This is a genomic window from Klebsiella sp. HMSC16A12 (assembly GCF_001808265.1).
In the GTDB taxonomy this organism is placed as follows: Bacteria; Pseudomonadota; Gammaproteobacteria; order Enterobacterales; family Enterobacteriaceae; genus Klebsiella; species Klebsiella pneumoniae.
Window position 1 is genome coordinate 101,816 of the sequence record NZ_KV792547.1, and the last position, 24,615, is coordinate 126,430.

26 protein-coding genes, 3 tRNA genes and 1 pseudogene are annotated in these 24,615 nt (G+C 54.6%); 10 read left to right on the top strand and 20 right to left on the bottom strand.

Features of this window, described 5'->3' with window-relative positions; genetic code table 11:
• Position 1: 1 nt before the first annotated feature.
• The gene (araG, locus tag HMPREF3140_RS05760; RefSeq protein ID WP_023341893.1) at positions 2-1,516 is read right to left on the bottom strand and encodes an L-arabinose ABC transporter ATP-binding protein AraG; all 1,515 of its coding nucleotides are present in this window, start codon (positions 1,514-1,516) and stop codon (positions 2-4) included.
• 62 nt (positions 1,517-1,578) lie between these two features.
• Complete coding sequence (locus HMPREF3140_RS05765) at positions 1,579-2,559, bottom strand: arabinose ABC transporter substrate-binding protein (RefSeq protein ID WP_002911518.1); 981 nt, start codon at positions 2,557-2,559, stop codon at positions 1,579-1,581.
• Between the two features lie 361 nt (positions 2,560-2,920).
• On the opposite strand from HMPREF3140_RS05765, the pseudogene HMPREF3140_RS28640 reads away from it, so the two are divergent.
• Together HMPREF3140_RS28640 and HMPREF3140_RS05770 are read left to right on the top strand one after the other, a co-directional pair.
• A pseudogene (locus tag HMPREF3140_RS28640) lies at positions 2,921-3,016 on the top strand (hypothetical protein); the annotation flags it as partial.
• 434 nt (positions 3,017-3,450) lie between these two features.
• The gene (locus HMPREF3140_RS05770) at positions 3,451-3,960 is read left to right on the top strand and encodes a non-heme ferritin-like protein (RefSeq protein ID WP_004175413.1); all 510 of its coding nucleotides are present in this window, start codon (positions 3,451-3,453) and stop codon (positions 3,958-3,960) included.
• A 70-nt stretch (positions 3,961-4,030) separates the two neighbouring features.
• On the opposite strand, the gene HMPREF3140_RS05775 is transcribed toward HMPREF3140_RS05770, so the two are convergent.
• On the bottom strand, positions 4,031-4,189 hold the full coding sequence (locus tag HMPREF3140_RS05775; RefSeq protein WP_032411883.1) for a hypothetical protein: 159 nt from the start codon (positions 4,187-4,189) through the stop codon (positions 4,031-4,033).
• Between the two features lie 65 nt (positions 4,190-4,254).
• Here HMPREF3140_RS05775 and HMPREF3140_RS05780 point away from each other — a divergent pair, with 65 nt between their 5' ends.
• Complete coding sequence (locus HMPREF3140_RS05780; RefSeq protein WP_002911522.1) at positions 4,255-5,766, top strand: MFS transporter; 1,512 nt, start codon at positions 4,255-4,257, stop codon at positions 5,764-5,766.
• Between the two features lie 37 nt (positions 5,767-5,803).
• On the opposite strand, the gene HMPREF3140_RS05785 is transcribed toward HMPREF3140_RS05780, so the two are convergent.
• Positions 5,804-6,055, bottom strand: a complete 252-nt coding sequence (locus HMPREF3140_RS05785; protein ID WP_002911524.1) for a DUF2766 family protein — start codon at positions 6,053-6,055, stop codon at positions 5,804-5,806.
• A 150-nt stretch (positions 6,056-6,205) separates the two neighbouring features.
• Between HMPREF3140_RS05785 and HMPREF3140_RS05790 the strand changes: the two genes are divergently transcribed.
• The gene (locus HMPREF3140_RS05790) at positions 6,206-7,627 is read left to right on the top strand and encodes an MFS transporter (protein ID WP_004148871.1); all 1,422 of its coding nucleotides are present in this window, start codon (positions 6,206-6,208) and stop codon (positions 7,625-7,627) included.
• 49 nt (positions 7,628-7,676) lie between these two features.
• Here the strand turns inward: HMPREF3140_RS05790 and HMPREF3140_RS05795 are convergent, their stop codons facing one another.
• Positions 7,677-8,315, bottom strand: a complete 639-nt coding sequence (locus tag HMPREF3140_RS05795; protein WP_002911528.1) for an RpiB/LacA/LacB family sugar-phosphate isomerase — start codon at positions 8,313-8,315, stop codon at positions 7,677-7,679.
• Positions 8,316-8,485: 170 nt separating this feature from the next.
• On the opposite strand from HMPREF3140_RS05795, the gene HMPREF3140_RS05800 reads away from it, so the two are divergent.
• The gene (locus HMPREF3140_RS05800; protein ID WP_020324969.1) at positions 8,486-8,665 is read left to right on the top strand and encodes a hypothetical protein; all 180 of its coding nucleotides are present in this window, start codon (positions 8,486-8,488) and stop codon (positions 8,663-8,665) included.
• Between the two features lie 57 nt (positions 8,666-8,722).
• Positions 8,723-9,220 (top strand): non-heme ferritin, encoded by a 498-nt coding sequence (gene ftnA, locus HMPREF3140_RS05805; RefSeq protein WP_004141101.1) that lies wholly within the window; start codon positions 8,723-8,725, stop codon positions 9,218-9,220.
• Positions 9,221-9,255: 35 nt separating this feature from the next.
• On the opposite strand, the gene HMPREF3140_RS05810 is transcribed toward ftnA, so the two are convergent.
• Positions 9,256-9,495, bottom strand: coding sequence for a YecH family metal-binding protein (locus tag HMPREF3140_RS05810; RefSeq protein ID WP_004175410.1), 240 nt, complete (start codon positions 9,493-9,495; stop codon positions 9,256-9,258).
• Positions 9,496-9,686: 191 nt separating this feature from the next.
• Between HMPREF3140_RS05810 and tyrP the strand changes: the two genes are divergently transcribed.
• Positions 9,687-10,898 carry a tyrosine transporter TyrP gene (gene tyrP / locus HMPREF3140_RS05815; protein ID WP_004891013.1) on the top strand — a complete coding sequence of 404 codons (1,212 nt, stop codon included), beginning with the start codon at positions 9,687-9,689 and terminating at the stop codon, positions 10,896-10,898.
• A 24-nt stretch (positions 10,899-10,922) separates the two neighbouring features.
• Here tyrP and HMPREF3140_RS05820 read toward each other — a convergent pair whose 3' ends face one another.
• The 8 genes from HMPREF3140_RS05820 to uvrY all read right to left on the bottom strand — a co-directional run bounded on the left by HMPREF3140_RS05820 (position 10,923) and on the right by uvrY (position 16,330).
• Positions 10,923-11,591: a YecA/YgfB family protein gene (locus HMPREF3140_RS05820; RefSeq protein WP_004141106.1), complete on the bottom strand. Its 669-nt coding sequence runs from the start codon at positions 11,589-11,591 to the stop codon at positions 10,923-10,925.
• Between the two features lie 98 nt (positions 11,592-11,689).
• Entirely contained in the window at positions 11,690-12,571 is an 882-nt protein-coding gene (locus HMPREF3140_RS05825) for a dihydrodipicolinate synthase family protein (protein ID WP_070552880.1), read from the bottom strand.
• A gap of 227 nt (positions 12,572-12,798) precedes the next feature.
• Positions 12,799-12,885: transfer RNA gene (locus HMPREF3140_RS05830), tRNA-Leu, on the bottom strand.
• Positions 12,886-12,898: 13 nt separating this feature from the next.
• A tRNA-Cys gene (locus HMPREF3140_RS05835) sits at positions 12,899-12,972 on the bottom strand.
• Between the two features lie 40 nt (positions 12,973-13,012).
• Positions 13,013-13,088 (bottom strand) — tRNA-Gly (locus HMPREF3140_RS05840).
• Between the two features lie 150 nt (positions 13,089-13,238).
• Entirely contained in the window at positions 13,239-13,787 is a 549-nt protein-coding gene (gene pgsA / locus HMPREF3140_RS05845) for a CDP-diacylglycerol--glycerol-3-phosphate 3-phosphatidyltransferase (protein WP_004141115.1), read from the bottom strand.
• A gap of 57 nt (positions 13,788-13,844) precedes the next feature.
• A complete protein-coding gene (uvrC, locus tag HMPREF3140_RS05850; RefSeq protein WP_002911538.1) occupies positions 13,845-15,677 on the bottom strand; it encodes an excinuclease ABC subunit UvrC in 1,833 nt (610 codons plus the stop codon).
• Positions 15,674-16,330 (bottom strand): UvrY/SirA/GacA family response regulator transcription factor, encoded by a 657-nt coding sequence (uvrY, locus tag HMPREF3140_RS05855; protein WP_002911539.1) that lies wholly within the window; start codon positions 16,328-16,330, stop codon positions 15,674-15,676. Before uvrY ends, uvrC begins: the two co-directional genes overlap by 4 nt.
• A 461-nt stretch (positions 16,331-16,791) precedes the next feature.
• On the opposite strand from uvrY, the gene HMPREF3140_RS05860 reads away from it, so the two are divergent.
• A complete protein-coding gene (locus tag HMPREF3140_RS05860; RefSeq protein ID WP_002911541.1) occupies positions 16,792-17,016 on the top strand; it encodes a DUF2594 family protein in 225 nt (74 codons plus the stop codon).
• Between the two features lie 67 nt (positions 17,017-17,083).
• On the opposite strand, the gene sdiA is transcribed toward HMPREF3140_RS05860, so the two are convergent.
• The 5 genes from sdiA to tcyJ all read right to left on the bottom strand — a co-directional run bounded on the left by sdiA (position 17,084) and on the right by tcyJ (position 21,439).
• On the bottom strand, positions 17,084-17,806 hold the full coding sequence (gene sdiA / locus HMPREF3140_RS05865; protein ID WP_002911542.1) for a transcriptional regulator SdiA: 723 nt from the start codon (positions 17,804-17,806) through the stop codon (positions 17,084-17,086).
• Positions 17,807-18,123: 317 nt separating this feature from the next.
• The gene (gene tcyN, locus HMPREF3140_RS05870) at positions 18,124-18,876 is read right to left on the bottom strand and encodes an L-cystine ABC transporter ATP-binding protein TcyN (protein WP_004151455.1); all 753 of its coding nucleotides are present in this window, start codon (positions 18,874-18,876) and stop codon (positions 18,124-18,126) included.
• The gene (gene tcyL / locus HMPREF3140_RS05875; RefSeq protein ID WP_002911547.1) at positions 18,873-19,541 is read right to left on the bottom strand and encodes a cystine ABC transporter permease; all 669 of its coding nucleotides are present in this window, start codon (positions 19,539-19,541) and stop codon (positions 18,873-18,875) included. Before tcyL ends, tcyN begins: the two co-directional genes overlap by 4 nt.
• A gap of 15 nt (positions 19,542-19,556) precedes the next feature.
• On the bottom strand, positions 19,557-20,543 hold the full coding sequence (gene dcyD / locus HMPREF3140_RS05880; protein WP_032411894.1) for a D-cysteine desulfhydrase: 987 nt from the start codon (positions 20,541-20,543) through the stop codon (positions 19,557-19,559).
• Between the two features lie 95 nt (positions 20,544-20,638).
• The gene (gene tcyJ, locus HMPREF3140_RS05885; protein WP_004141135.1) at positions 20,639-21,439 is read right to left on the bottom strand and encodes a cystine ABC transporter substrate-binding protein; all 801 of its coding nucleotides are present in this window, start codon (positions 21,437-21,439) and stop codon (positions 20,639-20,641) included.
• A gap of 200 nt (positions 21,440-21,639) precedes the next feature.
• On the opposite strand from tcyJ, the gene amyA reads away from it, so the two are divergent.
• Positions 21,640-23,127, top strand: a complete 1,488-nt coding sequence (gene amyA, locus HMPREF3140_RS05890; protein WP_004899206.1) for an alpha-amylase — start codon at positions 21,640-21,642, stop codon at positions 23,125-23,127.
• Positions 23,128-23,168: 41 nt separating this feature from the next.
• On the opposite strand, the gene yedD is transcribed toward amyA, so the two are convergent.
• Complete coding sequence (yedD, locus tag HMPREF3140_RS05895) at positions 23,169-23,603, bottom strand: lipoprotein YedD (RefSeq protein WP_004189223.1); 435 nt, start codon at positions 23,601-23,603, stop codon at positions 23,169-23,171.
• A gap of 372 nt (positions 23,604-23,975) precedes the next feature.
• Between yedD and rcsA the strand changes: the two genes are divergently transcribed.
• A complete protein-coding gene (gene rcsA / locus HMPREF3140_RS05900) occupies positions 23,976-24,599 on the top strand; it encodes a transcriptional regulator RcsA (RefSeq protein WP_004180447.1) in 624 nt (207 codons plus the stop codon).
• Positions 24,600-24,615 lie beyond the last annotated feature (16 nt).

Sequence of the window (24,615 nt, forward strand, 5' to 3'; positions counted from 1 at the left end):
CTCAGGCGACAGCCTGGCTCACTGTTGGCATCGCAAGGCTTAACGCCTGCTGTTCATTGGCTTCTTCATGCAGCAGTTCGCCGGCGATTTGTCCTTCGCGCATCACCACGATGCGGTCAGCGACGCCCAGCACTTCCGGCAGGTCGCTGGAGGCAAACACCACGGCGACACCGGAGGCGGCGAGGCCATAGATCACATTGTAAATTTCATGTTTGGCGCCGACGTCGATGCCGCGGGTTGGCTCATCAAGCAGGATCACCTTCATCTCTTCCGACAGCCAGCGGCCAAGGATCGCTTTCTGCTGGTTGCCGCCCGACAGGTTCATAATCAGCTGTTCCGGGCCCGGCGTTTTAATATTCAGCGACTGGATATGTTGATCGGCGTTGTCCGCCTCCCAGGCGTTGTTGATCAGGCAGCCAGCGTGAATATGCTTGCGCCGGGCGCTGATATTGATGTTATCGCGCACGGAATGCACCGGAATAATCCCCTCCGCTTTACGATCCTCCGGGCACAGCATCATCCCGGCCTGGATGGCCTGGGCCGGTTTGCGAATGGAGACGGGCTGGCCATCGATATACACCTGACCGCCGGTTATCTGCGTGCCGCCAAACAGGCCTTTCATTAGTTCGCTGCGCCCGGCACCCACCAGTCCGAACAAACCGACAATTTCACCGCTGCGCACCGAGAGACTAACCGGCGTGCGCACGCCCGGCGCTTTGACCTCATCCAGACGCAGCCGCTCCTCGCCATAGGGGCGAGGCTTCCAGCCATAAATATCGCCCAGATTGCGGCCTACCATCGCCTGGACCAGGGCGTCGTGGCTGACGCTCGGCATATCGTCAAAGGTGCAAACGTAGCGGCCATCTTTAAAGACGGTGATGGCATCGCTGAGGGCAAAAATCTCTTCCATCCGGTGTGAAACATAGATGATGACCCTTCCCTCCTCACGCAACTCGCGGATGACGCGAAACAGGTTGTCGATCTCTCTGGCGGAGAGCGAGCTGGTCGGCTCATCGAACGCGATAATCTTGGCGTTACGCGCCAGCGCTTTGGCAATCTCCACCATCTGCCATTGACCAATGGAGAGATATTTCAGCGGCGTCTCCGGGTCGATATCCAGACCCAGATGCTCCAGCTGCAGGCGGGCCTCATAGTTGAGCAGCGAGCGATTGACGATGCCGCCTCTGTGCGGCAGCTGACCGAGATAGATATTTTCGGCGACGGTCATCTCCGGGATCAGATGCAGCTCCTGGTAGATAATTGCCACGCCGGCGTTCAGCGCCTCCATGGTATTGGCGAATGCCATCTGCTGGCCGCCGATCTGCAGATGGCCCGCGGTCGGGATATAGTTGCCGCTGAGAATTTTCAACAGCGTCGATTTGCCTGCGCCATTTTCGCCCATCAGCGCGTGGATCTGTCCTGGGTAGCAGTCAAAACTGATATCGGACAAGGCCTTTACGCCAGGGAACGTCATGGTGATGCCGCGAAATGAGAGATAAGGGGTAGACTGTTGCATAACGACTCCGCTCTTCTGCACTCAGCCCCCGCGCCGCGGCGGGGGCCAGTTTAATCAGGCTGTTACAGCCCTTTTTTCGCCAGCTCTTCTTTGAAGTTATCGCGGGTAATCAACACCACATCGGTCACCGCCGTGAACTTCGGCGGCTCGACGCCCTTGGTGACCCAGTTGTAGAGCATTTCGCTGGTTTTGTAGCCGTGGATATCCGGGCTTGGCAGCAGAGAACCATAGAAGCCGGTCGGCTGCGCCTTCGACAGTTCGTTGACGGCATCCACGCCGTTGATGCCGATGCCAATCACATCGGGAGCTTTAAAGCCCTGACCTTCGGTCGCGCGCACGCCGCCGAGGACGGTGTTGTCGTTCATCCCGACGATCAGCCAGTGTTTAACCTGCGGATGTTGGACCAGCATCGAGTTACCGGCGTCGAACGCTCCCGGGATATCGTTGGATTTTGTCGGCACGCGGTAGATTTGCGCGTCCGGGAAGCCGGCCGCCTTCAGGGCATCGATGGAGCCGGTGGTGCGACGGCGCGCGGTATCCAGCTCATCGGCGGTGATCGCCATTACGGCGGTGTCTTTGACATCCCAGCCGCGCTTTTGCATCTCTTTATAGAGTTCCTGCCCCTGACGGGCGCCAATTTCGCTCGCCGCCATCATCACCAGCGGTACGCTCTCCATCGGTTTGCCCTTCGCATTGACGAACTGGTCATCGACGGTAATCACCTTCATGTCATAGCCACGCGCTTTGGCGACAATCGCCGACCCGAGCTTGGGATCGGGGGTACAAATGACAAAGCCCTTCGCGCCGCTGGCCGCCAGGCTGTCAATGGCATTCAGAGTTTTCTCCCCATCCGGAACCGCAATTTTAATAACGTCAAAGCCTAAATCTTTTCCTGCTTTATCAGCAAATTTCCACTCAGTCTGAAACCATGGCTCTTCCGGCTGTTTCACCAGAAAACCTAGTTTAAGATTTTCCGCCATAGCTGATTGTGACATAACCGCAGCGAGACCAATGGCCGCCAGCGCTTTAGTAAATTTGTGCATGGTAAACTCCAGCTTTAATTCGCTTTCATGTAGGGAAAAATCGGAATTAACAATTTAATCGGCATCAAAACAAGGCATTAGAAAAATCGCATTCCCCACTGCCGTTGTTAGAGTAGTAATACCCGGAAATTATTTCTCCATACGAGAGCATTATCACATCGCGGAATTACAGTAATTGCGTACATACATTTAGCAAAAAATGACATAAAAAATGACACAATTGTCATACAATTTTACCGGGGCATAGCAGGATCATCTATACCATCAGCAGGCTTATCCTTGTGTTGTCAGAGGATGTTTAACGGAGGGTTACAGCACTGTTATCATCAGCGATTGACGGCGCTGCTACGGGCGATCGCCTGTGCGCCACTCAAATGGCAACCCACCTCGCACCGCTGAGCCACATGGCCCGCTTAATATCGCGAAAAAACGGATCTTTGGCGTAATTTATTCCGAATAGAAAAAATATATTCCTCTTGATAAAAGCGCCTGCAACAAAAAATAAAAATAATGATCATCAACCTGAAACATTACTAATTAAATAACTTATTCCGTTCTCTTCTACGACGAATCTCGTAGTCAAATACTTATATCTTATAACCAATCTGAAACCAGCGAGCCCCTGCCAACGGCGCACAATCTCAGCCCTGGTAGTTTGCACAAATAATGGTGTAACAAAACGTAAATTACCGCGCTTGAGAGTTTTCTTAATTTCGTTGAGCGAGTATTCTTAAATTGTCGGCAAATGGAAAAAATACCCGACTCATACGGAATGTGTAGAGTTTTATTATTCTGCAACAGTGCCGCGTGTCACTATTTTATCTTGTAGTTATCCGCAGGATCCGCTGACGCGCACCAGTAACCCCTTCCCGGTTAATAAGGATATTTTTTATGGCAGTTCCAGGAATGGCACAAAAGCTAAACACCCAAATGAATCTTGAGTTTCACGCCTCTAACGTTTACCTAAACTTAAGTGAGTGGTGCGCCCGGCATCGCTTCGACGGCGCCGCGACGTTTCTGCGCACCCGCGCGCAAAGCAGCATCACCCTCACCATGCGCGTATTTGACTACCTGAAAAAAGCCGGCAGCTGGCCGATCGTCAATCCCGACCACGCCTGTAACCCTGAGTGCACCTCGCTGGAAGATCTGTTTACCCAAACCCTGAGCGATTACCAACAGCGCAGTCGTCTGCTGAGCGGTCTCGCTCAGGAAGCCAAAGCGCAAAGCGATGACAGTACCTGGCGGTTTCTCACGCTGTTGGCGGAAGAGCAGCAGCAGGATGGCCTGCTATTGCAAAGCGTGCTTGAGGAAATTCGTAATGCCGATAAAGCCGGTCTCGGGATGGAGCAGACCGATCGGCGTCTGATGGCTATCGTTGGAGAAGCGCAGAAAGCGCATTAATCAAGCCTTTATCGCTCTGCCAGGGGGAGCGCGTCTGCGCTGCCCCGCCCGGTTTATTAATCCATTACGTCTATTTTTTCTCCCCTATTATTCCTTTCAAGAATAAAAAAGTTTTAACTCGATCCCATTCCCTCATCACCGTTACCCCATAAGGGGGATTAGTGAGCGCGGTCACTTTTTGACGAACCATAAATAAATATAAAAACAGTGTTTCAAAAATATAAAACACGAGGTTTATTTTTTATGGCTAGATACACGGCTTCAGCCTCTGAAGGGCTGCAGGGAAGACCGATCTTGTTACGCCATCAGTTAGCCTACGGCGGCGGAAATCTGTTAGGGAGCGGCGCACTGGCGATAAGCGGCGCATGGCTACTCTATTTTTATACGACCTTTTGCGGCCTGACGCTGATCGAGGCCTCATTTATCTTCTCCGTCGCCAGCATCATTGACGCTATCAGCAACCCGCTGATGGGCTATCTGACGGATAATTTTGGCAAAACGCGTTTGGGCAAGCGCTTCGGCCGCCGGCGTTTCTTTCTGCTAATCGGTATTCCGCTGATGATGTTCTACCCGCTGCTGTGGGTGGAAGGCCTGAGTTTCTGGTACTACCTTAGCACCTATGTGGTGTTTGAGATCATCTACACCTCTATCATGGTGCCTTATGAAACGCTGGCGACAGAGATGACCGATGATTTCTCACTGCGTTCAAAACTGACCGGCTATAAAGCTATCTTTGGTAAGCTGGCCAACTTCCTCGCGGCGTTTATTCCCGGCCAGTTCATTCTGCTGTATGGCAAAGATTCTGCCACCCCTTTCTTCCTCACCGGTCTGACCTATGGCGCGATCCTGATCGTCGCTATTTCCTGCCTGTGGTTGTGCAGCTGGGAGCGTGAGCGCGGGGAAGAGGTGGAAACCAGCGCGAAAAAAGGACTGCTGAGCACCCTGCTGTCGCTGGCGAAAGATATGCGTTCGACTTTTTATCTACGCGTATTCCGCAAACATCTTGGTATGTACCTGTGCGGCTTTGGCGCGGAATGGCTGTTTGCCTCCATCTTCACCTATTTCGTGATCTTCGTTCTACAACACGATCCAGCGATGGTGGCCGGGCTGAACAGCCTGAACTCGATTCTGCAGCTGATCTCTACGGCGCTGTTTATCGGCCTGTGCGTGAAAAAGGGCTTCAGCAAACCCTATATCCTGGCGCTGGGGATCGTGATTTTCGCGGTTCTGCTGTATACCTCGCTGTGGTTTTTCCATCTACCGTCCGGCCTGGCGACAGTGCTGATGTTCGGCATTACCGTGCTGTTCGGCCTGGGTACCGGCGGGGTTTACTATATACCCTGGACCGTTTACACCTTCCTGGCCGATGTCGATGAGATCTACACCGGACGCCGGCGGGAAGGGATCTATGCCGGCGCCATGACCTTCTCAGGAAAAATTCTGCGCTCGATTGTGGTGTTCTCGATGGGGGCGATCCTGAGCTTCTACGGTTTCCAGTCAAAAGCGCACAGCCAACCGGAAAGCGCGGTGACCGCTATCGCAGTGGTATTCTGCGTCGGGGTGATCGCATTAGCCCTGGCCGCCATCGTCTTCAGCAAGCAGATGAAGCTGGACCGGAAGGCCCATCTGGTGGTGCTGCAGGAAGTCGCGCGGATAAAAGCGGGCGGCAAAATTAGCGATATTGCGCCGGACGTGCGGGTTATCGTGGAGGATCTGGTCGGCCATCGCTACGAAGAGTGCTGGGGCAACAGCAAATTGTTCAAAGATGCTGCCCCTGCGCCTGCGCAGACCGTCGTTTCCCATTAAAGAAGAAGGCCCCGCCGGTATCCGGCGAGGCCTGGTATTAATGCGTTTCTTCCTGTGGAGTAAACTTCAGCTCAATCAACGCGATCGCTTTTTGCACCGCGCGAAGGGTCACCGGATCGGCAGAGGCCGGATGGCTGGCGAAGTCGATAGCTTTCAGCTGAGTGGTCATTTTTTCACGCACTTCCACCGGCGCAATGACGTCAATGACATCGAGGATCTGTTTGATAACCAGCTGGCAGGCAACCACATCGGAAACCAGCTCGTCGTGTTCGGTAAGATGTTGAGACATTAATTACTCCTTTTTTCAGGAGCGTAATAGTACCCTAAATCGTTAACGATAATAAAACCTGCCGTCGCAGGTTTTTTTATCTACCCTACTGGCTGGCGGGTCGTCTCCTGCCGCTTTGCACAGGATCACACTCTTGATGGCAGTGACAACATGAATACCGCGATCTCTTCCCGCGATGAACGTGCTTTTTCAGCGCCGGCGCTGCTGGTGGCAGGTGCCTTTTTTATGGAGTTTCTCGACGGGACGGTGATCGCCACCGCCCTGCCCGATATGGCGAGGGATTTTGGCGTCACCGCGGTCGAACTGAATATCGGCATCAGCGCCTATCTGATTACCCTTGCGGTCCTGATCCCGGCCAGCGGCTGGATCGCCGATCGCTTCGGCGCCCGGGCTATTTTTACTCTCGCCCTGGCGATCTTTACCCTTGCCTCGGTCTTCTGCGGCCTCTCCACCGAGGTGCATATCTTTGTCGCCATGCGTATCCTTCAGGGAGTCGGCGGCGCGCTGATGGTCCCCGTTGGTCGCCTGGCGGTGCTACGCACCACGCCGAAACACCAGCTGATCAAGGCCATCGCCACCTTGACCTGGCCAGCGCTGGTGGCCCCCATTATCGGCCCGCCTTTGGGCGGCTTTATAACCCGCTACGCCAGCTGGCACTGGATCTTCTTTATCAATGTCCCGCTGGGCCTTGCCGCCATCATCCTTTCGCTGCGCATTATCCCTGATATTCGCGAAACGGAACGGCGCTCCTTCGATCTCAGCGGATTTATCACTACCTCGGTCGCGATGGTCAGTCTGGTAACCGCGATGGAGCGGCTCGGCGATCGCCAGCCGCAGATCTGGCCGACGCTGGCTCTCGCCGCGCTTGGCTTCGGCTGTCTGTTATATTCCATTCGTCATTTCCGCCGGGCGGCGGCGCCTATGGTTCGTCTCGACGCCCTGCAGGTGCCGACGTTCCGGGTGACAATGTACGGCGGCTCGTTGTTCCGGGCCTCCATCAGCGCGGTGCCTTTTCTGCTCCCCCTGCTGTTCCAGGTGGGATTCGGTATGGATCCTTTTCATTCCGGCCTGCTGGTGCTGGCGGTGTTTGTCGGTAATTTAACCATTAAACCCGCCACCACACCGCTCATTCGCTGGCTGGGCTTTCGTCGGCTACTGCTGATCAATGGCGCGTTGAACGTCTGTTCGCTGCTGGCTTGCGCGCTGCTTACGCCGCAGACGCCGGTCTGGGCCATCATGCTGATCCTTTATCTCGGCGGTGTGTTTCGCTCAATCCAGTTTACCGGTGTAAGCACGCTGGCCTTCGCCGATGTCCCCGCCGCGCAGATGAGTGATGCTAATACGCTGTTCAGTACCGCGTCGCAGCTGGCGGTAGGGCTGGGGATCACGCTCGGGGCGATTGGCATTCGCCTGGGCGAGCAGGTCGGCGACTGGCTGCATCTTACTGAACTACCGGGGATCAGCTTCCGCCTGTCGTTTGTGTTTATCGCCTTGATATGTCTGGTAGGGATGATCGACAGCCTGCATCTGGCCAAAACGGCCGGCAGCAGCGTGTCGGAGAAGAAGAAATAGAAGAAAAAATAAACGACGGAAGGGCCAGCGGCGCTGGCCCTGATGACGGTTAAGCGACGATCTGGCGAACAAAGTCTTCGATTGCTTTATCCTGGCAGTTTTCGAAGAAGCACTGCTGGAAGCGTGGGCCGGAGACTGCGGTTTTCACCAGCTGCGGATCGATGGCGCGCAGGGTATCGAGGTAGTTCTCTTTTACTACTGCCGCTTTGACCTGGTTGAGGATCCCGGCATTGCGCACCTGCGGTTCTTTGCGCTCCGGCGGATAGCCTTCGCCGTTGCGGCCGGTAAAGGCTTTTTCAAAGATAAACCGCACATTCAGTTCGGCGCCCCAGCCGAAGCCTTTGGCAAACGGCAGCGACAGCGCATTACCGTTGTTGATCTGGGCAAACAGGAACGCATCCGCCGGATCGATACAGTAGCCGCAGACCACGCCCGGATGGATGTTCAGCGACATCAGCGCCCCCTGACCGGTACCGCAGCCGGTGACCACGAAGTCAACTGCTTTCGAATTCAGCAGAATACTGGCCATGATCCCAAGATGGATGTAGGTCAGATGATGATCGTTCTCATCGCTCATGCCGACGTTATAGACCGGGAATCCTTTTTCGTCGGCAACCGCGTTAAGCTCCTTGAGGATGATGGCGTTTTTGTTCGCCTGGCTGTTCTCCATCATCAGTGCAATCTTCATGGTTATTCTCCTGAATGCTGTGCGGGCCTGCCCGCAGAATGTCATTGACGTTGACTGCACTTTACTACCTTGAAAACAAACTTTCAAATTTTATGAAAAGTTGTTTTAAAATTTACGCAGTGCTTCACACTTTCGCAGGCTCCCCCTGTCTGTTGACCTCAGCCCTCTGCATGCTGGCGAATCCGCTTCGTCCTCCCTTACCACCCGCCGGCGACAAAGTCCTGACCGCCCAGGCAATAATGAATAATAAATTAAAAGCATTCTCATTTATTATTAAACTGCCAATGCGTGTTATTCCCATTAGCATTTTAAATAAAACATTTTTAAATTTACTTTTTGCAAATAATTAAATAACAAATTATAGTGGCAGCCAATAACATCTATTATTTAATTCCAGGAGTGCAACGATGCTGAAAACGGACATGATTGACAAACTGAATGAACAGATGAATCTTGAACTCTATTCTTCTCTTCTTTATCAGCAGATGAGCGCCTGGTGCAGTTACCACAGTTTTGAAGGCGCCGCGGCCTTCCTGCGTCGCCATGCTCAGGAAGAGATGACCCATATGCAGCGCCTGTTCGACTATCTAACCGACACCGGCAGCCTGCCGCGGATCAACGCTATCGCCTCCCCGTTTGCCGAATATGCCTCACTCGACGAGCTGTTCCGCCAGACCTACGAGCATGAGCAGCTGATCACGCAAAAAATAAATGAACTGGCGCACGCGGCCATGACCAGCCAGGATTACCCGACCTTTAATTTCCTGCAGTGGTATGTTGCTGAACAGCATGAAGAAGAGAAATTATTTAAATCGGTGATCGATAAACTGACCCTCGCTGGAAAAAGCGGCGAAGGTCTGTACTTTATCGATAAAGAGCTGGCTACCCTCGACGCGCAGAATTAATCCCCCGCGCCGCGACAGTCCGTGTCGCGGCCCCCTTAATGTCGGCAGATCTTATTTTCTGCGGTAGTAAAACCTTCCTCTCTGGCAATAAATTTGCCTTTTTTCTCTAAAAACGCCACCAGCTGTGCGGCGCTTAGATTCTCTGCTGAACAGGTGTGAAACCGCGCCTCTTCGCCAAAGCGGCGGCGAATGGCGGCCTCCAGCGAGGCGACCGTCCAGGACTCACCCGAGGCGAGCATCATCTGTAAAACTTCATGACCATGAATAGAAGACATAACCCCTCCTGCAAAAACCGCCAGCTTAGGCCAGACCGTCAACCCGCGCCTTGCGCCAGCGCAGGCTTTCGCCCTCTTATTATGTAAACATTTCATTACACAACTTGTAATCCCGATTTGACGAAAGCCGTAATATCCCCTACTCTGCGCGGCATAATTTATTGTTACTTGCTGTAGGGATAGCGAAAAGCGTGAAAAACCGCACTCTGGGCAGTATTTTAATCGTAGCTGGCACCACCATCGGTGCAGGAATGTTGGCAATGCCATTGGCCGCCGCAGGCGTCGGCTTTACCGTCACGTTGGGTTTACTTTTCACCCTGTGGGCATTGATGTGCTATACCGCCCTTTTGCTGCTGGAAGTCTACCAGCATGTCCCTGCCGATATGGGGCTCGGTTCTCTGGCGGCGCGCTATCTGGGCCGTTATGGGCAGTGGGTTACCGGATTCTGCATGCTGTTTCTGCTGTACGCCCTCACGGCAGCCTATATCAGTGGCGCCGGTGAATTACTCGCTTCCAGCCTCAACCAGTGGCTGGACTGGCAGCTACCGCCGGCCGCAGGCGTACTGATCTTCACCCTCCTCGGCGGGGCGGTAGTGTGCATTGGCACCGCGCTGGTGGATCTGTTCAATCGCTTCCTGTTTAGCGCCAAAATCGTCTTCCTGGTGATTATGCTGGCCCTGCTGATGCCGCACATTCATCAGGTGAACCTGCTGACGCTGCCGGTTGAGCAAGGCCTGGCCCTCTCGGCCATTCCGGTGATTTTCACCTCCTTTGGTTTTCACGGCAGCGTCCCGAGCATCGTCAGCTATCTGGGGGGGGATATTCGCAAATTGCGCCGGGTATTTATCATCGGCAGCTTTATTCCTCTGGTGGCCTATATTTTCTGGCAGCTGGCGACGCTGGGCAGTATCGACGCCCCGGCCTTTACCGCCATGCTGGCAAATAACGCTGGTCTGAACGGCCTGCTGGAGGCGATCCGCGAAGTGGTGGCGTCACCGCATGTGGAGCTGGCCGTTCACCTGTTTGCCGACCTTGCGCTGGCGACGTCATTCCTCGGCGTCTCGCTCGGCCTGTTTGATTATCTGGCGGATATGTTTCAGCGTAAAAACAGCGTCGGCGGGCGTCTGCAGAGCGGGATAATCACCTTCCTGCCGCCGCTGGCGTTCGCCCTGTTCTATCCCCGCGGTTTCGTCATGGCCCTCGGCTACGCCGGGGTGGCATTAGCCGTGCTGGCGCTGATAATGCCGGCCCTGCTGGTCATGAAGAGTCGCCGAGAGCATCCGCAGGCTACCTGGCGGGTCGCCGGCGGCGCACCGACGCTATGGCTGGTTCTGCTGTGCGGGATCGGCATCGTGGCTATTCAGTTCAGCATCGCTGCCGGGTTGTTGCCCGCGGTGGGATAAAAAAGGGGCCTGCTGGCCCCTTGTTCATTTCGCTAAGCAACACTGCTTATACTTTTTACCGCTGCCGCATGGGCAGGGATCGTTGCGTCCGACTTTCGCTTCATTTCTTATTGGCTGCGGGGCCTCCACCGGCTGCGGATTCGCTATCCAGTACTGGTAAAGCGCCAGCGCCGCCGGCGTGATACGCTCGATGCTGGCGATAAATTCATCCGCCGTCAGATTATCCAGCGCGCTAAACTGTTCTTCGCTGCCGTGGAGCGCGATAGCGTCCAGCTCCGGCTGGAGTTCAGCGGGCAACGTCGACCAGTCGCTCAGCGCCACGCCGCGCAGATAGCCAAAGCACCACTCCTCAACTATGGTCAGCTCCTGACCTTCCGCTTCGCGGGTGCCGAACAGCGGTTCGAACTGATCGGGATAAGACTCCAGCCGTTCGGCGATATCGCTCATATGCTGCAGCGTCAGATTGACAAAGCGATCGCGCTCGCGATCGTTGGCCCAGCGCGGGACATTATCCGCCCCGCCCCAAATCGCCAGCAGCCACTGAGCGGGTTCGATGTCGGTCGGCGCAGAGAGGATCGCCGTCAACAGGCCATCCAGTTCAGAGACATCCAGAATGGCGCCTTCGGCGGCGTATTTCGCCAGAGTGTCATCCAGCCATTCCAGTTCGTTTTCGTTCAAAGGTCCGGTATTCATTCACAGGCTCGCATGGTAAAAATCGGGCCTACAGTAGCCGAATTGCCGACAGAAAGCCACCCGGCGATACCTATTGCGCCGGTATCAACGGTAAGCGATCAGGCCAGGCCGCGCAGCGCCGACGCCACCTCACGACAGGCCTCCTCCCCTAACGAAAGCAAAGGACGGGGAAGCGAGTCTGGATCGCAGAGTCCGAGCATCGCTGCGGCGCTGGCTATCACTCGCAGGCTACCACCATAGCGATCAAAGCATCGCCATAAGGGGGCCAGCTGCTCATTCAGTGCCGCAGTCTGCGCCACATCGCCGCTACGTATCGCTCTTACCAGCGCCAGTGAGAAGCGGGGAAAGAGTCCGCCGCAGACCGAATACCAGGCTTCGCAGCCGGCCTGCAACCCGGCAGTGGCGCACGCATCGCCGCTAACGCCAAGCGTAACGCGAGAGGGAAGATGCTGACGCAGGGCCGCTACACGTTCGCTCGCCTGTGGCGCGGGCAGGCCGGGAATTTTAATCGAGGCAATGGCCGGCAAGGCGGCGATGCGCCCCTGCAGCTCATCCGCCAGCATTACGTGGGTAGTGCGGGGATTGTCATACAGGCAAACCGGCACCGAGACATGCCGGCAAACTTCTTCGTAAAAGGCAAAGATCTCCTCCGCGGAAAGCGGCTGATAGGACATCATCGGCAGTAATAACGCATCCGCCCCTGCCTCCTGAGCATCCTCCACCAGGCGTAGCACCTCGTTAGTCGCAATGGCGCCGACGCCGACCATCATCGGGATCGACCCCGCATGCGCCTTCGCCACCTGCACCACTCGTCTGCGCTGCTCACGGCTGAGATAAGCGTAGCTACCGGTTGAACCTAAGATGCCCAGAGAGTCGACTCCGGCATCGGTAAGACGGGCGAGAATACGAATAAATGCCTTTTCATCAAAAACTTGCTGATGCAAAGGTGTCAAAGGAAATGCGCAAAGTCCACTGAACATGCTGCCTCCGGCAGGCTGGGCTGAGAGTTCGTTTGATAGTAGCAAGGCGCGATCGTTTTGTCCTGGGACAAATGAGAAATTGACTGTAAGGCCAGAGTTAACCGAAAAACGCCGTGGCGTCAGGCTGGCGGGAAAGGTATCAGAAAGCGAAAGTGCAGAAACAAAAAAACCACCCGTAGGTGGTTTCACGACACTGCTTATTGCTTTGATTATTCTGTATTTCCCAATGGTACCCGGAGCGGGACTTGAACCCGCACAGCGCGAACGCCGAGGGATTTTAAATCCCTTGTGTCTACCGATTCCACCATCCGGGCTCGGGATATAAAGTGGAGGCGCGTTCCGGAGTCGAACCGGACTAGACGGATTTGCAATCCGCTACATAACCGCTTTGCTAACGCGCCTTTAATACTGAAGCACCCGCAACTGCCGATGCTGTTAATCTGGAGCGGGAAACGAGACTCGAACTCGCGACCCCGACCTTGGCAAGGTCGTGCTCTACCAACTGAGCTATTCCCGCATCATCAAGTTATTTGCTAATCACTTGATTTTGTTATCGTCTGGAAGACTGTGCCGCCGTTCGATGCGTTGCATTCTACTTATCTCTCGCGGTGAGTCAACGGTATTTTTCGCAACTTTGTATCGTTTGCTGAAAATAACGGCGAAACGATCACTGATCAAGCAAATCGCCGCGCGCCGCGTTCAAATACTGCAGCATCGACCACAGCGTCAGCACCGCCGCCACGAGGAAAAGCGCGATCCCGGCCCACTCCACCCACGGATAAGGACGCCACAGCATCCATACCAGGGCGGTCATCTGGGCGGTCGTTTTCACTTTGCCAATCCACGAGACCGCCACGCTGCTGCGTTTCCCCAGCTCCGCCATCCACTCACGCAGCGCAGAGATAATGATCTCACGGGCAATCATGGTCGCCGCCGGTAGCGTGACCCACCAGGTGTGATAGTGTTCGGCAACCAGCACCATGGCGATAGCCACCATGACTTTATCGGCAACCGGGTCGAGGAAGGCGCCAAAACGGGTGCTCTGATTCCAGCGACGAGCGAGGAAACCATCAAACCAGTCGGTTACCGCGGCAACAAAGAAGATCAGCGCGCAGGCAAACGGCGCCCAGCTAAAGGGCAGATAAAACGCCAGCACAAAAAACGGGATCAGGATGACGCGAAACAGAGTAAGCAACGTAGGGATATTAAATTGCATAGTGACGGGTAACTATCTGTTGTAAGTAAAAATTAGCCCTATGTTGCTACAGAGCCCCTAATGTTTCAACGAGTAGAAGATCTTTTCTGCCAGAGCGTGAGAGATGCCCGGTACTTTAGCAATTTCTTCGACGCTGGCCTGCTGTAGCCCCTGCAGCCCACCCATATACTTCAGCAGCATCTGACGACGCTTCGGCCCCACCCCCTCGATAGTCTCAAGCGAGCTGGTGCTCTTCACTTTCGCCCGTTTTTTGCGATGCCCGGAGATCGCATGATCGTGCGATTCATCGCGAATATGCTGGATCACATGCAGGGCCGGCGAATCCGGCGGCAGGCTAAACCCTTCCCCTTCCGGCTCAAAGAATAACGTTTCCAGACCCGCTTTTCGATCGCTACCTTTCGCCACGCCCAGCAGCAGCGGATGATGTTTATCCCAGGGGACGTCCAGTTCAGCAAACACGGCTTTCGCCTGGGCCAGCTGTCCCTTGCCGCCGTCTATCAGGATCACATCCGGGATCTTGTTGTCATCAATCGCTTTACCATAGCGACGGCGCAGGACCTGATTCATCGCCGCATAGTCATCGCCAGGGGTAATGCCGGTGATGTTGTAGCGCCGATACTCCGCGCGCAGTGGGCCATTGCTGTCAAACACCACACAGGATGCTACGGTCTGTTCGCCCATGGTGTGGCTGATGTCAAAACACTCCATTCGCTTGACGGCCGGCAGCTCCAGTACGCTGGCCAGCGCCTGCAAACGCTGATGAATGGTCGATTGCTGAGACAATTTGGTCGTTAACGCTGTCGCGGCGTTGGTCCGCGCCAGCTTAAGATAACGCGCTCTGTCGCCGCGCGGCTTAGTCTGCACATTGATTCGACGACCCGCCAGCTCCGACAGCGAGTCGGCCAGCAGCGTCTTATCCCCAAGGTTAAAGTCGAGCAAAATCTCCCCCGGCAGCGTGCGCATTTGGCTGCCCTGCAGGTAGAACTGGCCGACAAAGGTCTCCACGACCTCTCCCAGCTCGGTGCCGCCCGGCACTTTCGGGAAGTAGCTTCGGCTGCCCAGCACTTTGCCCTGACGGATAAACAGCACATGCACGCAGGCCATGCCGGCATCGAAGGCGACGCCGATCACGTCGAGGTCGTCACCGGTGTTGGAGACAAACTGTTTCTCCGTCACGCGGCGGACGGCCTGAATCTGGTCGCGGATGCGCGCGGCCTCTTCGAACTCCAGGTTCTGGCTCGCCTTCTCCATCCGCGCGATGAGCTGGGTCAGCACCTGGTCATCCTTGCCGGCGAGAAACAGCCGCACATACTCTACCTGCTGAGCATACTCTTCTTCGCTGACCAGCCCGGCCACGCACGGCCCCAGGCAGCGACCAATCTGATACTGCAGACAGGGGCGGGAGCGATTGCGGTAGACGCTGTTTTCACACTGACGGATGGGAAAGATTTTCTGCAGCAGCGCCAGGGTCTCGCGCACGGCATAGCCGTTGGGAAAAGGACCAAAATATTCGCCCTTCGCATGTTTGGCGCCGCGATGCATCGCCAGACGCGGATGAGTATCGCCGCTGAGAAAAATAAAAGGATACGATTTATCGTCGCGTAACAGCACGTTGTAACGTGGCTGGTACAGCTTAATATAGTTGTGCTCAAGCAGCAGCGCTTCCGTCTCGGTGTGGGTGACGGTCACGTCGATTTGCGCGATCAGCGCTACCAGCGCTTCCGTTTTACGCGACGCAAGGTTGCTGCGGAAGTAGCTACTGAGCCGCTTTTTCAGATCTTTGGCTTTGCCAACATAGATGACGGTTCCGCCAGCATCATACATCCGATACACACCGGGCTGGCTGGTCACCGTTTTCAGGAAAGCTTTTGCGTCAAAAACATCACTCACTGGCTTGCTAACGACTCCGCATTACACAGGCCATGGCGAATTGCCAGGTGGGTCAGCTCGACATCGCCATGAATGTTTAATTTACTGAACATCCGATAGCGGTAGCTGTTAACCGTTTTAGGACTCAGATTTAGCTGCTCTGAGATCTCATTCACCTTCTGACCTTTGGTGATCATCAGCATAATCTGCAATTCGCGTTCAGACAAACTGGCAAACGGCGATTCTGTCTTTTCGGGTTCAATCTGACTTAACGCCATTTGCTGGGCAATATCGGAGGCAATATAGCGCTGCCCGGACGCGACGCAGCGGATGGCATTCACCACTTCCTGCGGCGCGGCGCCTTTACTGAGATAGCCTGCCGCGCCCGCCTGCATGACCTTGGCAGGTAAAGGATTCTCGGTATGCACGGTCAACATGATCACTTTGGTGCCCGCCACGGAGCGCGCGATTTTGCGCGTCGCTTCAAGACCACCGATCCCAGGCATGTTCATGTCCATCAGGACGACATCTGCGGAATTAGCCCGGCACCACTTGACGGCGTCCTCGCCGCAGCAGGCTTCGCCAGCGACTTTAATCCCTTTTATATCTTCCAGAATGCGTCGTATCCCTGCGCGCACCAGTTCGTGGTCATCAACAAGAAGAACGTTGATCAAAGGAATAATCTCCAGAATGAGGGATAACGCTACTGATACTTTATCTCCCACATATTACCGGGTTTTATTGCTATTTTAAAAGGCAAAAAAATGCCCTCGCCTCGATTTGGCTCTCATTTATGGCAATGTCTGTGCACACTAAGTGGAAAGTCATTGAGAACAGTCAGTTGCGCGGCTCTTATTTTTTAACAATACTCATACAGAAGGCACAAAAAATACAACAGATTACGTAGCGTATAAATACGAAGCAAAATATGTAACAATTATTAACGAGCTAAATAGATCGGGGAAATTATTGGCTTGCCGACGGCTATTACGTATTATCCGAAGCATAAAAACATTCACAGCTCAGATGAGAGAACAGAAATTAAGCACACCTTTTTTTTCTGTCGCTTGTGGTATACTGCGCGGCCTTCACATTGAGTAGAGCGCAATAGCGCAGCGAGTAAACGAGGATATCGATGAGCACACCAGATTTTTCCACTGCAGAAAATAAGCAGGAACTGGCGCAGGAAGTCTCCTGCCTGAAAGCGATGATTACGCTGATGCTGCAGGCGATGGGCCAGGCGGATGCGGGGCGCGTGATTATTAAAATGGAAAAGCAGATTTCACAGATGGAAGATGAGGCTCAGGCCGCCGTATTCTCCAGCACCGTTAAGCAGATTAAACAAGCCTATCGGCAGTAATCCTGTGCCGGCTGAAAGTATCACTGACAGCCGGTATCACGTCTGACACGCAGAACGGCAGGCGCATTCAGATTAGCCCTGTCGCCACGGCGTAGCAGGCAATTTGCGTTTTATTCGGCGCATTAAATTTCCGCTGCATATTCTTCTGATGGAAATTCACCGTATTTTCCGAAATCGAGAGAATCATCGCCACCTCCGCCGAAGTCTTTCCTTCCGCCGTCCATTTGAGGATTTCCAGTTCGCGGCGGCTGAACTTCATCTCCGGCGGCATCACCATCTCATCTTCCAGACGCAGCAGCGTCAGCAAGCTTAGTTCAGTCAGCGTTCGCAGACGCAGCTCAAGCTCATCTTCAGGGTAACCGCCCGGCAGACGATTGTTCGCGGAGACAGAGAGAAATCCCTGAGCATGGTTTGGCAACGTCAGGCACTGCGTCACCCCCTTTTGCAGACCATGGTCACGCGCCCCGTCCCACAGTGCCGGCGCATCACGAAACAGGCTGTCGTTCCATGGCAGATGGCCACGCATAAAATTCTCCGGCCGTAACACAGGATCTATCGCGAAATAATTTTCTGCCTGATAGTGCGACATCCATGCGCGGGGGTAAGTCGACTGGAACGTAACGCGGGGGCGGGTGAAAGGCACCGGGTGGCGCACACAAAGCGTGTAGTAATCATATTCCAGCGCTTCGGTTTCACGTTGCAGGAGATTATAAACCTCCTCGCCGGTGGCCATGGACTGAAATTGGTGCAGCATATCCCGCCGCCAGCTGAAAAAATCATTGTCCCTCATAGCTGTGCAAATAACTCCTGATTGATAATCATTATTATAAATACAGAAAACTAACACATAAATCTTATTTATATGTATAAAATATCGTAGCTGTCGCATTTATTAGTCTGAAGGCTTGCCATTTTCCCGCTCGCCGCACAGAAACATAGCGTTTTTCTCCCATCATGTTCTACACCCTGCCAAGGGCGATGGGAAGCGGTGTATACGGCCGTGGGAGTCAATAGCGCAAAGACGTGTCGCGGGGGCGTTACCCCGCCGCGAGAGTGGGCTAAACGCGGCGGCTCCCGCGAAGCTGAGCCGCCGCGCCAGCCCATGCTTTACTGCATCAGGAATTTTTCAAGGAACTGACGGGTACGCGGCTGCTGGGGCGAAGCGAACAACGCTTTTGCCTCGCCTTGTTCGACAATGCGTCCCTGATCCATAAATATCGCCCGATCGGCAACGTCGCGGGCGAAACTCATTTCATGGGTCACGATCACCATGGTGCGTTTTTCCTGCGCCAGCTGACGGATGGTGTTGAGCACCTCCCCCACCAGCTCAGGATCGAGAGCCGAGGTGGGTTCATCAAACAGGATCACGTCCGGACGCATAGCCAGCGCGCGGGCAATAGCCACTCGCTGCTGCTGCCCGCCGGAGAGACGGCGCGGATAGCTATTCTCTTTTCCGCTGAGCCCCACCTTCGCCAGCAGTTCGCGCGCCCGCGCCATGGACTCCTGCTTATCTTCACCTTTTACGATGACCGGCCCTTCAATAATGTTCTCCAGCACCGTACGGTGGGGAAACAGATTAAAGTTCTGGAAGACAAAGCCGACGTGCTGGCGCAGCTGGCGAATGAGCCCTTTCTGCGGCCCGAGGCTGCGACCGGCGTCGATCGTCACATCGCCGACGCGGATAGTGCCGCTCTCCGGTTGCTCCAGCAGGTTGATGCTACGCAGCAGGGTGGTTTTGCCCGAGCCGCTGGGGCCGATGATCGCCACCACTTCCCCTTTCTGTACCTCCAGGTCGATACCATGGAGCACCGTCTGGCCATGGAATTTTTTTACCAGGCTTTTCACTTCTATCGCACTCATTTCGGATCACGCTCCTGGCGGTTCAGCTGGTTTTCAAAATAATTCTGCAGCGAGGAGAGCACTGTCGCCATTACCCAGTAGATCAGGGAGGCCGCCAGATACATGGTGAAGACCTCCAGGGTTCGCGAGGTGATTAGCTGCGCCTGACGAAACAGCTCCGGCACCTGGATCGTTGCCGCCAGCGAGGTATCTTTTACCAGGCTGATAAAACTGTTCGACAGCGGCGGCAAAGCGACCCGCGCCGCCTGGGGTAAAATGGCCCGACGCATCGTCTGCCAGGGCGTCATACCGATACTGGCCGCCGCTTCCCATTGCCCTTTATCAATCGAGGCGATGGCCGCGCGCAGCGTTTCCGCCGCATAGGCCGCAGTATTCAACGACAGGCCGATCATCGCCGCCGGGATCGGGTCAAGCTCAATGCCGAACTGCGGCAGGCCGTAGTAGATCATAAACAGCTGGGCGATAAGCGGCGTGCCGCGGAAAATAGAGATATACATGCGCGCCAGCCATTTTACCGGCCAGACTGGCGACATGCGCATCAGCGCCAGGATAAAGCCCAGCACCAGGCCGAAAAACATCCCGCCAATGCTCAGCTGCAGCGTAAAGACGGCCCCTTTCAGCAGAAAAGGGGCGGAATCAATGACCAGTTGGATACTTTCTTGCATGCTGTCGTTTCTGTATTAGTGGTGAGGATGATAGGCAAACAGCGCCGGCGCTCCGCCGGTGTGGACGAACAGTATCGGCCCTTCATCCTTAAAGCGCTTCTGCGTGATGCCGTCGATAAGCCCGGCCATCGCTTTGCCGGTATAGACCGGGTCGAGCAAAATACCTTCCAGCTGCGCCAGCAGCTTCACTGCGGCCATCCCATCTTCGTTTGGCGTACCGTATCCTGGGGCAAAGTAGTCATCCCACAGTATAATTTCAGCCTTCGCCTGTAGCTCGAGACTGTTGGCCACGGCCCGCTGCAGCGCCTCCACTTTCGGCAACTGGTCAGCGACCGAGCGCGACACGGTCACCCCAATCAGTTCCGCCTGCGGCATCAGCTGTTCAAGGCCGACCGCCAATCCGGCATGGGTGCCGGCGCTGCCGGAGGCGACCACGACTGACGAGATCGCCACCGCGTCTTCGCACTGCTGGCTGATTTCCAGTGCGCTTTCCACATAGCCTAACGCGCCGAGGGCATTGGAGCCGCCGACCGGAATAACATACGGACGATACCCCTGCGCCTCAATGCGGGTCGCCAGCTCATCGAGCTGGGCGGCGGGATCGGTCAGGGCATCACACATCTCAACCTGGGTGTTAAAGAGATCCAGCAGCAGACGGTTGCCATTGCTCAGATAGTTCTCCGCCCGGGTGCCGATGGGATTTTCCAGTAGCGCCACGCAATGCAGTCCCAGTTTCGCAGCGACTGCCGCCGTCTGACGCACATGGTTAGACTGGATCGCGCCGGCGGTGATTAAGGTATCCGCGCCCTCGCGCAGCGCATCGGCGGCGAGAAACTCCAGCTTACGCAGTTTGTTGCCCCCCATCGCCAGCGGCGTCGTATCATCACGTTTAATAAAAATTTCGCGCCCAAGGTGATCGGACAGACGCGGGAGATACTCCAGCGGCGTCGGCGCGCCGATCAATTCCAGGCGCGGAAAGCGGGTTAAGTTTTGCAGTGACATGGCCCCTCCTGACTCAGTTATGCTTCATTATGCACACAGTTACGCGCTAAATAAAAAAAGGCGCTTCCAGGAGCGCCTTTTTTCACCGCTGTCCGTTATTTCGTCACGTCAGCGCCAAACCATTTCTCGGACAGCGCCTTCAGGCTGCCATCTTTCTGCATGTCTGCAATCGCGCCATCTACCGCTTTCAGCAGGTCGTCGTTGCCTTTACGCAGCGCAACGCCAGCTTCCTGACGAGAGAAGGCTTCGCCGGTTACCGCCAGCGTATTGTTGGTTTTCTTCACCAGATCCAACGCCGCCAGACGGTCTACCAGAATGGCGTCAATACGGCCTACACGCAGATCCTGGTATTTGGTGGGATCGTCATCATAGGTACGGACGTCCACGCCCTGGACATTCTGACGCAGCCACTCTTCATAGTTAGTGCCCAGTCCGACGCCCACTTTCTTGCCTTTCAGATCCGCCGCGGTTTTAATTACGCCTTCGTTACCCTTCTTCACCAGCGCCTGCACGCCGGAGACGGTATATGGGGTGGAGAAATCGTATTTCTTCTTACGTTCGTCAGAGATAGTGACCTGGTTAATCACCACGTCGATACGCTTGGAGTCCAACGAGGCCAGCATACCGTCCCACTTGGTCGGTTTGAGATCGGCCTTCACGCCAAGATGTTTCGCCAGTTCGTTAGCGAATTCCACTTCAAACCCGGTCAGCTTGCCGTCATCCCCCTGAAAACTAAAGGGAGGGTAGGTGCCTTCGAGGCCCACGCGTAGGGTGCCGCGCTCTTTAATCTGATTGAGCAGGTTTTCCGCCGCAAAAGTTTTCACGCTGACGCCAGCCATCAAAACAACGGCCATCGCGCCCATCATCGCCTGACGACCCAGAAGTGCTAATTTCATAGATACCCCGAAGGTTAGGATTTTCCTGTAGTGTAAGGCGCTTAACGCCCTGACACCAACATCGTTACGCTACATCTTATGCAAATTTATTATATATGATCCGCTTTAGGGTATAGCGAAAATCAGGGCTTTCCTCACCCTTTTTGCTGGATATCTCCCATACTGCTAAGGTCAGCCTGTTGACGTCTGGAGCATGGAAGATGAAAAACCCCACCTTATTGCAATGTTTTCACTGGTACTACCCCACCGGCGGCGAGCTGTGGCCTGAGGTCGAAGCGCTGGCGCCCAGCCTGAATGAAATCGGCATCAATATGGTCTGGTTGCCACCCGCCTACAAAGGCGCCTCGGGCGGTTACTCCGTCGGCTATGATACCTACGATCTCTTTGACCTCGGCGAGTTTGATCAAAAAGGGTCTGTCGCCACCAAATATGGCGACAAAGCGCAGTTGCTGGCGGCGATCAACGCCCTGAAGGAGCACAATATCGCCGTGCTGCTGGATGTGGTGGTCAACCATAAAATGGGCGCTGATGAAAAAGAGGCTCTGCGCGTTCAGCGCGTCGATGAGCAGGATCGTACGCAAATTGACGAGGAGATCATTGAGTGCGAGGCATGGACGCGCTACACCTTCCCGGTGCGCGCCGGACAGTATTCGCAGTTTGTCTGGGACTACAAATGTTTTAGCGGCATTGACCACATCGAGAACCCGACGGAAGACGGTGTGTTTAAAATCGTCAACGATTACACCGGCGAAGGCTGGAATGAACAGGTCGATGATGAGCTCGGCAACTTTGACTATCTGATGGGCGCCAATATCGATTTCCGCAATCATGCAGTGACCGAGGAGATCAAATACTGGGCGCGCTGGGTAATGGAGCAGACCGGCTGCGACGGTTTTCGTCTTGACGCGGTCAAGCATATCCCCGCCTGGTTTTATAAAGCGTGGATCGAGCATGTTCAGGAGGTGGCCCCGCAGCCGCTGTTTATTGTAGCGGAATACTGGTCCCATGAAGTGGAGAAGCTCCAGCAGTATATCGACCTGGTCGAGGGCAAAACGATGCTGTTTGATGCCCCACTGCAGATGAAATTTCATGAAGCGTCGCGCCAGGGCCGCGATTATGACATGAGCCAGATTTTCAGCGGGACGCTGGTCGAAGCCGACCCTTTCCATGCCGTCACTCTGGTCACCAATCATGATACGCAGCCGCTGCAGGCCCTCGAGGCGCCGGTTGAACCCTGGTTCAAGCCCCTCGCCTATGCGCTGATCCTGCTGCGGGAGAATGGCGTGCCCTCGGTCTTTTATGCCGATCTCTTCGGCGCTTCCTATGAGGATACCGGCGGCGACGGAGAGACATATGCCATTGAGATGCCCGTTATCGAACAACTCCACGAGCTGATCGACGCCCGTCAGCGTTTTGCCCATGGCGTGCAAACCCTTTGGTTCGATCATCCTAACTGCATCGCCTTTAGTCGTAGCGGTACTGACGACGATCCAGGCTGCGTGGTGATCATGTCCAATGGCGATGAGGGCGAAAAGACGCTGACGCTGGGCGAAAACTATGGCTACAAACGCTGGCGGGATTTTCTCGGTAACCGGGAAGAGATTGTCGAAACCGATGGCGAAGGCTGCGCGACCTTTACTTGTAACGGGGGGAGCGTGAGCGTGTGGGTATTAGAGGAGGTGCTGTAGTTCCCTGACGCCGGGCGGGCCAGCTATGGCCCGCCAAAATCTCAGCGCGTGGAGGCCGGCGCGCTGACGGGCCCCGTCGCTCGCGCTTTGGCCCACGCCTTCTCGCACTCCGGAGTGAGACGTTCAACACGGGACAACGTCATCCGATCGTAGGAGATCGTGTTGCCCTCGCGCTCGACAGGATAGATGTCCAGGGAAGCGGTCACGTTGTAGATCTCACTGTCACGATTCATCAGTTTCCCCGGCTGCGCAATCACGCGCTGCCACTGGCGGCAGTCGAAGGTGTCCCCTTCTTTGGTGACAATCAGGCTGGCAATGGCGTCAGGACTCATCATCGCGCTCTGCGGCCCTTTCGTTTGCCAGAAACCTGCAAGGCCAGCCGGCGCCGGCGCTTTAACCACGTCCTCATAACGATCAACCTGTACGCAACCGGCCAGCGCCACCACCATGCCAGCAAAAAATAACTTTTTCATCATTCATCCCACAAGCCGATAAAAAAGTATTGTGGCATTAAAGCGTTAAGCCTTCCACCCCCACCGCAAAGGGATAAGCGAGCAAGCTAGCAACCGCTAACGTGGGTTTCATTTGAAGTAAGGAAATTCTGAAAGTAAAATAATACTGGGCGCGTAACCATAGCATCTATGGGCACTTTTTGTTTTTAATTCGGTCACACTACCGGTTCTTGACTTTACTTTAAGAGTTTTCCTGGCAAATTATATGCATAGATGCGGAATAGTTTAATGGAGCTAATGGGTTCTTTCTAAACCTACTATTATTATCGCCCGCAAGGACTGCTTCGCACAGCCAGTGCGAAGTGTATATCGTTACGTGTTGATTGAGGATGGGTCATGTCAACGATGATTATGGATTTGTGCAGCTATACCCGGTTGGGATTGACGGGATATCTGACCAGTCGGGGAATTAAAAAACAGGAAATCGTTGAGGTCAACAATGCTGCGGATCTGCAGAAACACTGTACGTCGTGTTGCCCGGCGGTGGTGTTTCTGAATGAAGACTGTTTCGTGCATGATGATGAAAGTAATGGCATTATTCGCCAGATCATTACGCAAAACCCGGCGACGCTGTTTGTTATCTTTATGTCGCTGGCGAACATCCATTTTGACCGCTATTTGCGGGTACGGAAGAATCTGCTAATCAGTTCAAAATCGATAACCCCAAAAGACCTTGATGTTATTCTGGTTAATTATCTTAAATACAAAAACACCAGTGTAGGGCAGTTAACTTTACCGACATTGTCACTGAGTAAAACAGAATCAAATATGCTGCAAATGTGGATGGCCGGGCATGGTACTTCGCAAATCTCAACGCAAATGAACATCAAAGCGAAGACGGTATCGTCGCATAAAGGCAATATTAAAAAGAAAATACAAACGCATAATAAGCAGGTGATTTATCATATCGTTCGGCTGACCGAAAACATCACCTCCGGTATTCAGGTAAATATGCGCTGAAACAAACTGGCGGCGC